Genomic DNA, 15,174 nt, shown 5'->3' with positions numbered 1-15,174 from the left:
GATGATTGATTTTAGCTTTCAGGGTACTTAATTATTTAACTTCTATTAAAATATCTTTTTATTATTGCAGCCCTAATAAACTTGCCAGAGCCTGATTCTTTATGATTAAAGTAATTATAGTTGACGATCACAGGTTAATTCGTACCGGATTGCAATCGCTGCTGAAAGACGAACCTTCTATTTCGATTGTAGGTGAGGCTGAAAATGGCGTACAACTGATTAATTTATTGGAAACAACCCCGGTAGATGTAGTATTGATGGATATTAAAATGCCGGAGATGGATGGGTTCGAAACAGCGCAGCACATTCTACAGAATTTTACCTCTGTAAAAGTGCTTACCTTAACCATGTTCGAGAATGAGGATTACATAAATAAAATGATGGAGATGGGGGTTCAGGGCTATATCTTAAAGAATATTAGTAAAGAAGAGTTAGTTCACGCCGTGCAGACGATAGCCAAAGGCCAGAATTATATTTCAGCTGAAATTACCTTAAACCTGCTTCGGAAAAATAAACCCTCACTTACCGAAAACACCGCCAACTACGAACCGGCAGAATTGATAGAACTGTCTAAAAGGGAACTGGAGGTATTAAAACTGATTACCGAAGGCTTTACCAACGCCGAAATAGCCGATAAATTATTCACCAGCAAAAGAACCATCGACTCGCACCGGCAGCGCATCATCGAAAAAACCCAGGCCAGAAACACGGCGGCCTTGGTGCGGTACGCTATTAACCGGGGGATAATCAGGTAAAAAGGTAGGAACAAGCCTCTTTAAAGGTTGTAAAATTGGTTTACGCGCTTCAGTTATCCAAGTCTGGTGCATTTAATAAAATAAGGACATCTGTTTTATTAAATTCTGCGGCAAGCTTAACAGGACCTGTAAACAACTTTTAAGGGCTGGTCTCATTTTAAAAAGATATAATTTGAATTTTTTAGAATTAATTTAAAATTCAACTAATCTCTTACCGGACTGCTCAGAGCAACAACAACTGGTTTTTTATTGTTTAATCACCCGGTAAAACCAGTATTTATAAATTATCTTCCCTTTTTAATATTAATTTCATTTTGGTAAGGCCGGTATTAATAACTTTAGCAATTATCAACAGAAGCGCTAAAATAAGTCCAGCTAACAAGCCAATTAAGGTGTTTTTAACTTTACTTCCATTTACAGACTTACCATAAGCAATAAAAGGATCAATAATTTCTAGTTCAGAATTGATATATAATAATCTGTCTATCTTAATAATTTGATCATAAAAGCGTAAATCCTCCCGGTATATATCAATCGGATTGGTACCTTTATCATCTAAAATAACATTGTTGGTACCCGAACGTCCGGCCGCTGGCATGCGATAACTTAAGGCTATACTGCGTTTTAAAGTATCCAGACTCGCAGATTCTTTTATCAGTTTAGCTTTGCGACTTTTGAGATTAACTCTTTCAATTTCGATCCGCTTTTTAACAAATTTATTTTTTAGTATATAATTTACAATGGAGGTATCTAGCCCATTTAAGGCAGTAGTATCAAAAACCTGAACCTTAATTTGAAAAGTGGTATCTTCTGTACTGAGAATCAGGGAATCGAGGCGACGTTTGTTGCCTTCTGTTTCTTTGTAAAGGTCTATCAGTAATTGCGTACTCGGCGAAACGATAGGTTCTATTTGAATACTTTTTAAGTTAGCGGCTTTGGGCTTTGGAATTTGTAAAATATTTGCTATCGCATTGAAATTCTTTTCTTTGCAAAGTAAATCCAGACTCAGAATTGAGTTATTTATAAACTGTCCGCGGTAATATACAGACCCTAAAGTCATCCGTGATTCATAATATGGTCTGGCTATAAAAGTATAGGCTAAACCTAAAATTCCCCCTATTATTATTAATAAGCCAATAATTTTAAGGTTAGCAGTAACGGTATCCAGGAATAAGAAAAATACCCGAAAAAGACCTTTGAAGAAATTGGAAATTCCTTTTCCGACCGAATTGAATAATTTATTTAAATCAATTTCTTCTTCTGAAGAATTATTTCTTTTAGAGTTGTTAATTTCTGGGTTATTCATGCATAGAGAAATCTGGGAGGCAAATTTATAACTTTTAAACCCTTTCTTTCAATAAAAATTTTAATCTGTTATAAAGTTATTTTAATGGTAAGGATAAATATAGATTAAAAGCTTTTCTCTTTTGAAAAGTAATGGAATGAATACAGCTTAATTTTTTTAAATAAACAGATTGAAGCCGAACAAGCCTTAAAGAATTAGTTTTTATGCTAATTTGCGCAAAATTTAATACTCTGTGGTTTCAAAACTTTATTATAATCTAAAAGGCAAATTAGAAGGAAAGGAAAATTTAAAGAAAGTACTATCCAATATAAGCTGGTTATTTTTAGATAAAGTACTAAGAGTTGGGTTAAACTTTGTTCTGACCGTATTAATAGCCAGGTATTTAGGTGCTCAGGATTTTGGATTATGGAATTATGTTATTGCCTTTGTAGCCCTTTTTAGTATATTTTCTTCGTTAGGCCTGGATAGTATTGTCGTTAAAAACTTAGTTAAAGAACAGGCCAAGGAAGAAGTTTTAGGAGCAGCATTTATTCTTAAATTAGTAGGAGGCGGGTTAGCTTTTGTATTATCTCTTCTTACAATATTAATTTTGAGGCCGGGTGAGCCATTAACGCTTATATTGGTTTTAATAACAGCAGGAGGCCTATTGTTTCAGTCTTTTGACGTAATAGATTTCTATTTTCAATCAACCCTACAATCCAAGTTTGTTGTTTATTCCCGGGTTGCTGCTTTTATTATATCGGCTATCTTTAAAATAGCTATTTTAATTTTAAAAGGCCCCCTTGTTTTATTTGTCCTGGCTAATTCGCTCGAATTATTATTTACGGCTACATTTTTTATACTGGTGTATAAGCAAAGCAATGGTTTAGTTACCAGGTGGAAAATAAAATTTCCAGTTGTAAAAAAGCTTTTTCTCGATAGTTATCCTTTAGCCTTGGCAGTAATGGTTGTTCTGATTTATATGCGAACCGACCAGATAATGTTAGGAAGTATTATTAGTGATAAAGCTGTTGGTATATTTTCGGCTGCTGTCAGGTTGTCTGAAGCCTGGTATTTTATTCCTTCAGTTATTACTAACTCTATTCTTCCCTCCTTAATAAAACTAAAGGAAGTAAATCAAGAAAATTACCTCAGAAAGCTGGAGCAGTCTTTTAAAATAATGGCCTTTTTAGGAATTATAACTGCCGTAATTATTTCGTTTTCTGCTTCCTATATTATAACCTTTCTATATGGAGCTGAATATGCTGAAGCTGCTCCTATTTTAGCCGTCCATACCTGGACGAGTGTTTTTGTTTTTCTGGGATTTGCTTCTGGAAATTGGTTTGTAGTAGAAGGTTTGCAAAAGTATGTTTTTTACCGAACGCTGGCCGGAGCTTTAATTAATGTGGGACTAAACTTTTATTTAATTCCAGCTTATGGCGGCTTGGGGGCTGCATTTGCCACTCTTATTTCGCAATTTGTTGCCTCTTATTTTTTCAGTTTACTCAGTCGTAAAACATATCCGGTTTTTATTATGCAAACCAAAGCATTGGTGCAGGTTCTGATACTTAGAGATGTATTTATTTATTTTAGAAAAAGATAAATCAGGCAGGTAGCCCATTAGGAATGAATGGCCTTGCCCATTTAATAGTTTGTAAGCGTACCCTTCTATAAAAAAGACTTTTTGTAGGTAAGATGTAAGTATAATAAGAAAGCTGATAAGGGTAAGCTTAATATTGGAGGCTGTTAACCCGAATAAGTTTGTATATAAAAAAGCGCATCTTAAAGATGCGCTTCGTATTTACCTTTATATTGCTTAAAGTACTCATTAATAAAATCTAATGCCTTTTCCGGACTCATATCTAATAAAGCATCAACATCTTTATTATAGGGGAATTTGGTAGTTCTATCGGGTTTATTTACATAACCCTCCTGGTAAGCCTGACCAGGTTCCAGTTTCTTAAAGCTCTTATTTTTTTCTTTAGGTACCAGAAAAGCATTATTATAGTGAACTTGTATTAAGTCATAATCAAATTCTTCGCATAAAAGGTACAGTTGGCCAATAGATTGCCCATAAAAATGGTTGGCTTCCCATACGTAGTCACGGCTATACTTAACGGTAAATTTTAAAGGATAAGGAATTTTTTCATTTATTTCAGCGCAGATAAGGGTAGGTCTGTAAGTTTGAAGTAAAGCTTTAAGTACGTAATAATCATACCCATCAATGTCAAAACTTAGAAAGCCAAAATCATAAGGTATTTCGTACCCCTGAAGCAAGTTAACGACATTATCGGGGTAAACGTAAGCTTTACTTAATGAAACATTTTTAAAATTCATATAAGAATGAGCCAGCGAGGCAAAAGCCTTATCGTCACACTCTACCGCTAAACCTCCATAACCCGAATTATACAAATGGTAAGTATTAGACATAAAAACACCGTCATTTGCAGCTATATCTACGGCAATTTTTTTATGGTCTAATTGTTTTAAAAAATCAGAAATTATTGCTTCCTCACCTAAATTAGAAAATCTATTTTTACCTTTTAATAATTTTTTTAACCGCTCAGCAATCATTTAATACGTTGTTTAGGTACCAAATACTTATTAATTTTAACAAATATAGTAGTTAAAACAGGATATAGCCATAAATTTTGAAGGGGATAGGGGAGAAGTAAAACGGCAACTGTCAGGCATTTAGTTTAACTATATATAAAAGAGATGCTTTAGAGAATCCCTCACTTGAAGTGGTTTATATTGATTATTGGCAAAGTAGGTATTCATATATCCTTTTTTTCCAGATTAAAGCCTCCTTTTTAGCCAAGCCACTATGGCTTAGAATAATAATGGGGTAGCGGCAAAAGTTACCTGGACATAACACTATATAATAAACGGCCTTTAGGGGATAACGCACTATTTATTTCCAGCCTTTACCAAAATAAGCTACTATAATATTAGTGCCAATATTTTTTAGTACGGCCAAATGACCTGGAAACAGAACAGGAACCTTTCCCTGCAAGTAACCGTTGCCGGTAATTAACTCGGGTAAAGGTTTGGTGAAATAATTAGGACTTGAATACTTGATAGTAAAATAATTTCTGCCGGGCTAAAGTTTTAGGGCGGCCTTAGAGCAGGAATACCCCTTGGAAGAAACGGTTAGCAACAGCAAAGTATTTTTAGCCTATTTCTCGCGTGGTAAACCGTACAGATTTGGTAGATCAAAGAAGGAAGGGGTTCAGGTAATTAAGAAAAATTTTTAATTAGTAAAACAACTTAAATTCCAAATAAGCTTAATACCTGCGGGCTGCACCATCTAAAAAAGGCTTTTAGCAAAACTTATCACAATAATGTTTATTATAATTAGTTAAATTTGCTGAACCATTAAGACATTACCGGTACAAATTATACAATGTCAACAGAGTTTAATACCCCTATATTATTTTTAATTTTTAACCGGCCAGATACTACGCAAAAGGTATTTGATGCTATAAAAAAAATTAAACCGAAAAACTTGTATGTTGCTGCGGATGGTCCACGCCTTTTGGTAGAAGGAGAAATGACGAAATGCCTGGCCACCAGAGAAATAATAAAGCAGGTGAATTGGGATTGCAACGTATCTACTTTATTTCGGGATAGTAATTTAGGGTGTCGGAATGCGGTTAGTTCTGCCATTGACTGGTTTTTCTCCCAAGTGGAAGAAGGAATTATATTAGAAGATGACTGTTTGCCGGACCAGAGCTTCTTCTGGTTTAGTCAGGAACTTTTGGAATATTACCGCCACGATAGCCGGGTTATGCATATTGGGGGTAGCAATTTTCAGTTTGGTAAGAAAATAGGAGAAGCTTCTTATTATTATTCCAGGTTGGCTCATGTTTGGGGTTGGGCGAGTTGGCGGCGGGCCTGGCAGTTATACGATGTAAATATGCAGTCATTGCCTGATTTTCTAAAGGAAAATAAAATTGCCGGAATTTTCGAGGATAAAATCGTTCAAAAAAATTGGGTAAAGAACCTTAAGAAAATTTATAAAGGTGCAAATACCTGGGACTATCAATGGGCATACGCTAACTTGGTAAACCATAGTTTTTGCATTATACCGAACGAAAACTTAATATCGAATATAGGTTTTGGTAAAAATTCTACACATACTGCCAACGAAGATGATATTCTGGCCAATATGCCTACTGGAAGTATAGTAGAAATTGTCCATCCGGGCAAGTTCGAATTTGCAAACGAGGCTGATCAATATACTAATACTAAGGTCTTTAATCCACCCACTTTATTAAGAAGGGTTAAAAACAGAATTAAAAAGATTATGCCTTAGGTATCAGAACTTAAGATTAATTTATTTTAGATTATTACCGACAGGCTTTTATAAATTTTTAATCTGATTCGTGGCCTTCTATTAAATAAGAATGCCTTCTTTCAGAACGTTCTAAACTGATGATACTTTTGAAAAATAAAACTAAGTTTTAAGTAGCTATGAAAATAGCTATTGATTGCAGAGCTCTTAGAAAATCTCCGTCAGGTATTCCTAATTTTATCGTTTCGGCTATAAATGGCTTGGCTTCTGAAAATCCAAGCTGGCAATTTTATTTACTTTCAAATGAACCATTTCATCCGGCGTTATTAGAATTAATTAACAAGAAACTTAATTTGCAGATAATTATTAGCCCACTGCCATTTTTAAATAATATTTCTATTTTATGGTTGCTTTTCAAGGTTAATAAACTTATAAAAGAAATAAACCCGGATCTTTATTGGGCTCCGGCGTTCTTACTTCCGCCAAGACTGCCGAAGAAAGTAAAAACGATGATTACCGTGCACGATATGGTATTTAAACAGTATAAAAATACTATGTCATTTACAAACCGTTTAATCTTTGAAATACTGCATGATTGGTCTATAAAATCGGCCGATTTGCTCTGGTCCAATTCCAAATATACCGCAAACGGAATAGCACAATATTTTCCTGAAAAAAAAAGTAAAGCTATTTTCACGGGCTTCTTCATCAATACCAATATTTTTAAGCCGGCTAGCTTAACTTTAACGGAGCAACAAGAACTAAAAACAAATTACAATTTACAGGATAATTTTATTCTGTTTGTTGGTACCCTAGAACCTCGTAAAAATTTATCGTTCTTGCTTTCGCTACTGCCGGAATTGGCTGCAATGGGTTTTTCTTTATTGGTTATAGGTGCCAAAGGCTGGGGAGAAACTAAAATTGAAGAGGTGGTAGAAGCGCCTGGGTTTCCAAAAGATAGAGTTACCTTTGCAGGTTTTGTATCTACGGATACGCTGGTTAAGTTATACTCTCTGGCCACCGTTTATGTTTCTACATCGCTTAATGAAGGTTTTGGCATGCCCCAACTGGAAGCAATGGCCTGTGGATGTCCGGTTGTATCACCTCATAATTCTGCCATGATAGAGGTAGTGGAGGGGGCAGGTGAAACAGTAAAAACCTGGCATAGTGAAGATTGGATTGCAGCAATAAACCGGATTATTTATCAAAGGAGTAAATACGTGGAATTAGGCTTTATGAGAGTTAAATGTTATGAGCGAAAGAAAATATTATTGGATTTAAATAAGTATATGCTAAGCCAACTGTCTAATAATGTGTCTGCTTTATATTAAAATCAAAAAAACTGAATAACTGAATATTATATCTGGTAAAATGATTCCTTGCATTTTAAATATTTGTGCCACGAAACCAAAGCACTTATATTTACACCTTATTCAGGGTCTGGTTTTATGGTTGTAAAATAAGGTTAGCAGAACCATTATCTGTTTATTTAAACCCAATGTAGGCGTATTGTTTAATTAAAAAAGACCAAACGAGTTGGTTATACGTTTTTTCAGAAGCAAGAAATAAAGATTTTACCTATGCCATTTTTAAAAGTACTTATATAATGGATATCGATGTATATGAAAATTATACTTCTACATCTGTTTTATCTGGTGTAAATGAAGTAGAATTAACAAAATGGAGTGCTAAATATTTCAAAAAGAATTTTTTGAAACATTTAGGTAGCGATAAGAATATCCAAATTTTAGAAATTGGTTGTGGTTACGGTCGTTATACAAAAACTATTGTTGATTTGGGTTATAACAACATTACCGGCATTGACATAAGCAAAGAACAGGTTATGTATGCGCAACAAACCCTTGGGCTGAAAAATGTTTATCTGGCAGATGCTATTGAGTTTTTAGATAATGGAAGAAAGTATGATGTTATTATTTTGATGGATGTTCTTGAACATTTAGAATTAAGTTATGCCATAATTTTGCTCAAAAAAATTCACGCCAGTTTATTAAGTAAGGGTCGTTTTATTATTCACGTTCCTAATGGTTTAGCGCCTCTAACCCCACCTTACCACGGTGATGTTACACATATAAGGGCTTTCTCGGTTGATAGTATGTCTCAGATTTTGCGAATGGCTGGATTTAAATACTTTGATCATTTTGCATTGCCGCCATTGGTAACGGGTATTACAAGTCTGATTCGCCGGATAATTTGGTCAGGAATTCTTAATCCATTATTAAAAGCCTTCTTATTAGTGGCAAACGGTGGCACAAGTGGTGGTATTTACACGAGTAATTTACTAACGGTTGCTTACAAAGATAAACAATAATAGAATTCCTTTCCCCCAGATAAATAAAATCTCAACTTTCTACACCAGTACTTTGTACTATTTTGCAGTAGTGCTTTCCCTCGTTTTATATGGACAATAATTTCCAGAACAGGTATATTATTGTAAATGCCAGATTCTTAACCCAGCCTATAACCGGCGTGCAGCGGTTTGCAATTGAAATCTGCCGCCTTCTAATAAACTTAATCCCAAATATTCGTTTGGTGGCCCCACCTAATATTCGGCATAAAGAGTTAGCAAAAGAGCTAAAGGTGGAAATATATGGAAAACTTTCGAGCCATTTTTGGGAGCAATTAGAATTGCCGCTGTATTTACACAAATTAGGTAACCCGTTACTTTTAAATTTGTGTAATACCGCTCCAGTTTATTATTCAAATAAAGTTGTTTGTATTCATGATTTGGCTGTATTTATAAATCCGCAATGGTTTTCTAGGTCATTCGCTTTATTCTATAGAGGTCTTTTACCACAGATTGCCCGAAGATCCAAAAAGGTGCTTACCGTAAGCCAATTTTCGAAGACTTCTCTTCAATCCATCCTGAATATTCCGGCGCAAAAGATAGATGTTGTTTATAATTCCGTTTCAGAAGTTTTTGCCGGCAATGGTTTAGGAATGGATAAAAATAAGTATGGACGCTATATTTTAGCCGTGTCGTCGCTTGAACCGCGAAAGAACTTAAACAACTTAATAAAAGGATTTAAACAAGCTAATTTGTCCGGAACCAAATTAGTAATTGTGGGGGCAGGATCTAAAGTTTTTAACAATCCGGGTTTGAAAGAATTATTACAGGAAGACCCTGATATTATTTTTACGGGCTATGTGCCTGATGCTGAACTGGCCGGAATTTACCATAATGCCTTAATGTTTGTTTATCCTTCTTTATTTGAGGGCTTTGGTATTCCACCTTTAGAGGCCATGCAATGTGGTTGCCCTACAGTGGTTTCGGAAACGTCCAGTTTACCAGAAGTTTGCGCCGATGCCAGCCTGTATGTGAACCCTTTGGATTCAACAACAATTGCGGCTGCAATAAAATTGCTATCGGAAAACGAAGAACGCAGAAAAGAGCTAATTTTGAAAGGTTTTGCCAGAGCCAAAGATTTTAGCTGGCAACGCTCTGCCGAAAATTTAGCCGGTATAATTAATATCCTGCTATAAATTATTTTATGCAAAGACAATTAATTATTGCTGCTTCTATTTTAGGTTTATTCGGCACCATGACTAATATTTTATTTATTAGTCCTTTACCATCGCTGGTGGCGGCTTTACTTTTTCCTTTTATATTAATAAATCGCCGGTATTTACCTAAAACCGTTTTCTGGCTACTCTTATTTTTTTTATTTGCCGGTATTAGTACTTTGTTATACCATCCTGCATCTTTTACTCAATTCGGGTTTTACCGCTACGATGGCAATTTTTTTATTTCGTATTTACCGCTGTTGGTTTTACCTTTTCTGAGCCTTAAATTCAACATTAATAAGCTATTCCGTTATTTCCTGTATCTATCCACCGGAGTTAACCTTATTGTTTATAGCATCAATGTTCTGCAGCGAAAAGATGCATTTTCCGGTTTATTTTTATCTACAAATGGTGCAGGTGGGTATTATAGTATAGTTACCTCTTTGGCTTTTATTTACTTTCTGGAGAAGAAATCCTATAAAAACCTTATCATTCTGTTTTTAAACATTGTTTTTCTTTATGCAACCTATTCCCGTGGATCTATTCTGGGTTTGGTAGTGGGTCTCAGTTGCCTGTTCTTAATCTATTTCAGAAAATCATACCTAATAGCCTGCCTGTTAGTAGCCTTGTCGGCAATTCAGATTTATATTCTGATAGATACCTATCCGGTTTATAAGAAACATATTATGAACAGCCGGGATGCCAATATTTATAGAAATTACGAAATTTTTGTTCAGCAGCACTATGGCTTTGTTTCTACTAAGTACAACAATGTGCTGGTAAGAATGTATGAAACCTGGCCGAGGGCTGTTGATTGCTTTTTCCATTCTCCTTTAGTTGGTACGGGATTCGGCTCATTAAACGACGTGCCCTTTGTTTTTAACGACCCGATACCTGGAGTTTTTAGTACAAACAAGCAAAAAGAAAAAGTATACAACGACTCCCATGCGCACCATTCCTTTCTTCATTTTTTAGGCGAACAAGGAATAATTGGTTTGGTTTTGTTTATCCTTTTTTGGTACTCAGTTTATAAATTTTTATTAAGAAACGGTCAGGAACCCACTGTTAGGGATTTCCTGTTGGTTTCTTTCTTCAATTTAACGGTTATGAGCTTTACCGAACACCGAATCACTGCCCCCTCTAATGCTTTACCGTTTGTCCTGGCGCTATCTCTTTATTATGTTTTTGTAAACTACCAAAAGAAACAAGTAAATATTACACCCAACACAGTTTAGTTTAACCGCTATGTTTCTTAAAAAATATCAGGAAAAAACTTATTTCATTCTGCTGGTTTTCATTGCAATTACAATACCGCTGCATGTAACGCTAAATAATATGGCAATTGGTTTGTTGCTGGTATTCTGGTTTTTTACCGGAAACCTCTTCATCAAAATCAAGGCTGTATTTAAAAATAAATTTTTCTGGATATTTTCTGCTGTATATCTTATTCAGTTTCTGGGAATTTTATATAGCACCGATGTGCAGGATGCCCTAACAAAATTAGAAAAGAAAGCAGGGTTGATTTTATTGCCTTTTCTGATATTGTCTTTGCCTGCCTTAAAAAGTAAACAATTATTAGCCTTGGTAGGCTCTTTTGGTTTAAGTTGCCTTGGACTACTAACTTTAGCGTTAATAAAATTAAAACTTTCTTTCGGCGACCTTTCTAAGGTACCCCAACTCACCGAAGCGATTGATGATATTATTGATTTGCACCATGCTTACTCCGGACTTTATTTGGTATTTTCCATAATAAGTTTAACCTTTTTATTAAATAAAAATTGGCAAATACTAAATAAAATCATGCGTAGTGGTTTTATTCTGTTGGTAATTGGGCTGTATATTGTTTTAATATTTCTTGGAGCACGAATGGCTTTATTTATTTCATTCGTTTTATTAGGCCTGCAAATGCTATTATTTACAATTCAAACTAAAAATTATCGGGCTTTAATTTTAATTTTGATTATTGCTTTCATTGGTTTCAGTGGTGTATTAAGCCTGCCGGCTACGCGTCAGAAGGTTACTGAAATATTGCTGTTGCGAGGCGTACATCATCCTTTTACTCCTCGTTTAATTCAGTGGTCCTGCGCTTTTGATATTTTAGATGCCAATCAAGCCTGGCTGCAAGGAGTTGGTACGGGCGATGTAAAACCTCTTTTACAAGCTTGCTACCAGGATAAAAAGTTCTGGGGGCACTTGTATAACTACAACTTACATAACGAGTTTTTAGAAGAAATGACACGCCATGGTTTAGTAGGTTTAGTTCTGCTTTTGCTAACTCTTACTTTTCCGTTGGTATTGGCAATAAAGAGAACGCATTTACTTTACATGTACTTCCTTTTAATATTTACATTTGCCTGCATTACCGAATCGATATTGAACCGGCAAAAAGGAGTAATTTTTTACGCTTTTTTCAACGCTCTATTGGCTGCCCCGCTGGTTCAAAACAGAAATGAGGAAGATACAAAAGATGTAGAATCGCTGCAATACCAACGTAACCTCCAGAACAAGATCTAATTTTTTGCTCGGGTTAGTAGACTTACTACAAATTAGCCTATTTAATCTGTAATTAGATTTAAGCTAGGGCCAGAAAAATGAGTTATTTATATTTTTTATATTCTTTGCATGAAACTAGCCATTGTGCACGATGATTTAATGCGGCGGGGAGGAGCAGAGCAGGTGGCCCGTTGTTTTCACTATGCTTTTCCGGAAGCGCCCATTTTTACCTTGTGCTATAGTCCCGAAGATACTTATCCTGATTTTAAAGGGTGTGTTGTTCATACATCCTGGTACCAGCGCTTAGTGAAAGATGAGCATCAGATGAAAAAGCTATTTTTCCCATTGGGTGTTATGGCTATGAAGCAACTGGATGTTACTGAATATGAAGTGGTTCTTGTTTCATCTACTTATTGTGCAAAATATGTAAAGGTTTCGCCCAAGGCTATTGTAATTAATTATTGTCATCAACCTTTCCGGTTAGCCTGGTTTCCAGAGTCTTATTCAGAATATTTACACACACACGGCCTTAAAAAAATGGTTTTAAAGGCTATGATTAAATGCCTGAAATTAATTGACTATCAGGCTGCTCAGCGGACGGATTATTTTATCGCCAACACCGCTGAAACAAGCCAAAAAATTAAAGAAAAATACGATTACAAAAATCATATTCCGGTTATTTTCCCGCCAGTGGTTGCTGATAATTTTCAGGTGGTCGAGAACGTGCAGGATTATTACCTGATGGTTACCCGTTTGGAGTACTACAAGCGGGTAGATTTAGCAATTGAGGCTTTTAACCATTTAGGTTATAAGTTAATTATTGTGGGTAAAGGCACGAAAGAGGCCGAACTGAAAGCTGCCGCCAAAGACAATATTATTTTTAAAAACGGATTATCGGTAACAGAGCTGAGAGAATTATACGCAGGGTGCAAAGCACTGGTATTTCCGCAATACGAAGATTTTGGTATTACGCCACTGGAAGCCAATGCTTCCGGAAGGCCGGTAATAGCTTTCGGACAAGGAGGGGTACTTAATACCATGATTCCTTATGAAGGAAATCCTAAAAGAAGCACTGCCATGTTTTTTGAAGAGCAGAATTCTGAGAGCTTAATGGATGCCATTGAAACCATGGAGAAAATATATGCGCAATTTGATCCGGAATTTATTCGGAAGAATGCGCTTCGGTTCGATGAAACTAACTTTATAAAGGCTATCCGCCTTTTTGTATCAGATAAATTCCGGGATAAGCACAACCAGCCCTTAACGGCAGCTTTTAATTTATAACTAGTATTTACCGGCGGTTATTATTTGTTAAATTTGTTGCGGAATTAGCTAGAAACTTTAATGCCTGGGCAGAACGAGAAATATATAAAAGTTATTAATACCATTGGTGATTTACTTTTATTAAATACGGCCGCTTCAGCTAGTTACCTCCTTAAGTATGGTAGTTTTCAAGGCTTTCTCGATTCTGGTAGCCTCACTTTACTTTTATACTTTAACTTTGCCTGGATTACTTCTGCCTCTATATTAAATTCTTATAATATAAAGCGGGTAACCCGTATTACTCATATTATTAACAACCTGATAAAACAGGTGGTATTATTTATTCTGGTAGTAGAAGCTACCTTAAACATTACGAAAAACGGCTTTTATTCCCGTAGTTTTCTTACTTATTCTTACATCTTTCTTACTTTTCTGAGTGCCAGCTGGCGGGTAGGTTTAACTTACTTGTTAAAATATTATCGCTCTAAAGGTGGCAATTACAAAAAGGTAGTAATTGCGGGTTATGGCAAAGGGCCCATCCAGTTGAAAAAATTTTTTGAAATGTATCCGGATAATGGCTACCGCTTTTTAGGGTTCTTTGATGATAATCCGAAGAATGGCCATAAGGTACTGGGTAGAGTTGATGATATAGAAAGGTATGTGCTGAAAGAGGAGGTTCACGAAATATATTGCTCCCCTTATGAGTTGAGTGCCCATCAGGTAACCAGATTAATAGATTTCTCGGAAGAAAATCTAATTAGACTTAAATTTTTACCGGAATCCAATCTGATTCAGGCCCGCCAGATGCGCATCGATTTTTACGATTTACTACCTATCATGATTTTGCGTCCTATTCCGCTGGACGATTTACTAAATCAGTTTATAAAAAGGGTATTCGACATTGTCTTTTCTTCTGCCATCATTATTTTCCTGCTCTCCTGGTTAGTGCCGCTGGTTGCTATATTAATAAAATTAGATTCACCGGGTCCGGTGTTTTTTATTCAAAAGCGTAACGGCCAGGGAAATCAGCCTTTTGATTGTTTAAAGTTTAGGAGTATGCGGCTTAACGAAGATGCAGAAGTGAAACAGGCTACTAAAAATGATGATCGGATAACTCGGTTGGGCCGTTTTCTAAGAAAGAGCAGTATTGATGAATTGCCGCAATTCTTTAATGTATTGGTTGGTGATATGTCGGTGGTAGGGCCCCGGCCGCACCCCATAAAATTAAACGAAGATTACCGCAGCCTGATAGACCGGTACATGTCGCGGCACTTAATTAAACCGGGCGTAACTGGTTTGGCACAGGTTATGGGATACCGGGGCGAAACCTCGGAGCCGCACCAGATGAAAGGCCGCATTAAAATGGATATTTTCTACGTAGAGCACTGGACCTTTTGGCTGGATATAAAAATAATATTCCTCACCTTATTTAAAACGGTTAAAGGTGATAAAAATGCTTATTAAAGAACCAGTTCCAGTTGCCCTAAAATTATTCCTTAAAAGAAAGGCTGCCCAATGATTAGGCAGCCTTTCTTTTTAGAAGTGTTCTGAAAGAAATA

The 15,174-nt window shown here is 35.8% G+C and carries 12 protein-coding genes; 10 read left to right on the top strand and 2 right to left on the bottom strand.

Going from position 1 to position 15,174, the window contains the following annotated elements:
* The first annotated feature begins 101 nt into the window (after positions 1-101).
* Complete coding sequence (locus AAE02nite_RS11565; RefSeq protein WP_146897894.1) at positions 102-755, top strand: response regulator transcription factor; 654 nt, start codon at positions 102-104, stop codon at positions 753-755.
* A 277-nt stretch (positions 756-1,032) separates the two neighbouring features.
* On the opposite strand, the gene AAE02nite_RS11560 is transcribed toward AAE02nite_RS11565, so the two are convergent.
* Complete coding sequence (locus tag AAE02nite_RS11560; protein WP_146897893.1) at positions 1,033-2,061, bottom strand: Wzz/FepE/Etk N-terminal domain-containing protein; 1,029 nt, start codon at positions 2,059-2,061, stop codon at positions 1,033-1,035.
* A 232-nt stretch (positions 2,062-2,293) separates the two neighbouring features.
* Between AAE02nite_RS11560 and AAE02nite_RS11555 the strand changes: the two genes are divergently transcribed.
* Entirely contained in the window at positions 2,294-3,643 is a 1,350-nt protein-coding gene (locus AAE02nite_RS11555; protein ID WP_146897892.1) for a flippase, read from the top strand.
* Positions 3,644-3,822: 179 nt separating this feature from the next.
* Here the strand turns inward: AAE02nite_RS11555 and AAE02nite_RS11550 are convergent, their stop codons facing one another.
* Positions 3,823-4,614 (bottom strand): hypothetical protein, encoded by a 792-nt coding sequence (locus AAE02nite_RS11550; RefSeq protein WP_146897891.1) that lies wholly within the window; start codon positions 4,612-4,614, stop codon positions 3,823-3,825.
* Positions 4,615-5,446: 832 nt separating this feature from the next.
* Here AAE02nite_RS11550 and AAE02nite_RS11545 point away from each other — a divergent pair.
* From AAE02nite_RS11545 to AAE02nite_RS11510, 8 genes are all read left to right on the top strand, one after another.
* Complete coding sequence (locus tag AAE02nite_RS11545; protein WP_146897890.1) at positions 5,447-6,358, top strand: nucleotide-diphospho-sugar transferase; 912 nt, start codon at positions 5,447-5,449, stop codon at positions 6,356-6,358.
* Positions 6,359-6,516: 158 nt separating this feature from the next.
* Complete coding sequence (locus AAE02nite_RS11540) at positions 6,517-7,668, top strand: glycosyltransferase family 4 protein (RefSeq protein WP_146897889.1); 1,152 nt, start codon at positions 6,517-6,519, stop codon at positions 7,666-7,668.
* Positions 7,669-7,943: 275 nt separating this feature from the next.
* Positions 7,944-8,666 carry a class I SAM-dependent methyltransferase gene (locus AAE02nite_RS11535; RefSeq protein ID WP_146897888.1) on the top strand — a complete coding sequence of 241 codons (723 nt, stop codon included), beginning with the start codon at positions 7,944-7,946 and terminating at the stop codon, positions 8,664-8,666.
* Between the two features lie 158 nt (positions 8,667-8,824).
* On the top strand, positions 8,825-9,838 hold the full coding sequence (locus AAE02nite_RS11530; protein WP_170252583.1) for a glycosyltransferase family 4 protein: 1,014 nt from the start codon (positions 8,825-8,827) through the stop codon (positions 9,836-9,838).
* An 8-nt stretch (positions 9,839-9,846) separates the two neighbouring features.
* A complete protein-coding gene (locus AAE02nite_RS11525) occupies positions 9,847-11,094 on the top strand; it encodes an O-antigen ligase family protein (RefSeq protein ID WP_146897886.1) in 1,248 nt (415 codons plus the stop codon).
* A 10-nt stretch (positions 11,095-11,104) separates the two neighbouring features.
* Complete coding sequence (locus tag AAE02nite_RS27020) at positions 11,105-12,373, top strand: O-antigen ligase family protein (protein WP_371863465.1); 1,269 nt, start codon at positions 11,105-11,107, stop codon at positions 12,371-12,373.
* A 108-nt stretch (positions 12,374-12,481) separates the two neighbouring features.
* A complete protein-coding gene (locus AAE02nite_RS11515) occupies positions 12,482-13,636 on the top strand; it encodes a glycosyltransferase (protein ID WP_246150984.1) in 1,155 nt (384 codons plus the stop codon).
* A 60-nt stretch (positions 13,637-13,696) separates the two neighbouring features.
* Positions 13,697-15,079 (top strand): undecaprenyl-phosphate glucose phosphotransferase, encoded by a 1,383-nt coding sequence (locus AAE02nite_RS11510; RefSeq protein WP_146897884.1) that lies wholly within the window; start codon positions 13,697-13,699, stop codon positions 15,077-15,079.
* The last annotated feature ends 95 nt before the right edge of the window (positions 15,080-15,174 follow it).

Origin of the sequence: Adhaeribacter aerolatus, from assembly GCF_007991635.1 — a bacterium.
Classification (GTDB): domain Bacteria; phylum Bacteroidota; class Bacteroidia; order Cytophagales; family Hymenobacteraceae; genus Adhaeribacter; species Adhaeribacter aerolatus.
Note: the sequence above shows the minus strand (reverse complement) of the source record. Positions and strands in the feature narration are given on the sequence as shown.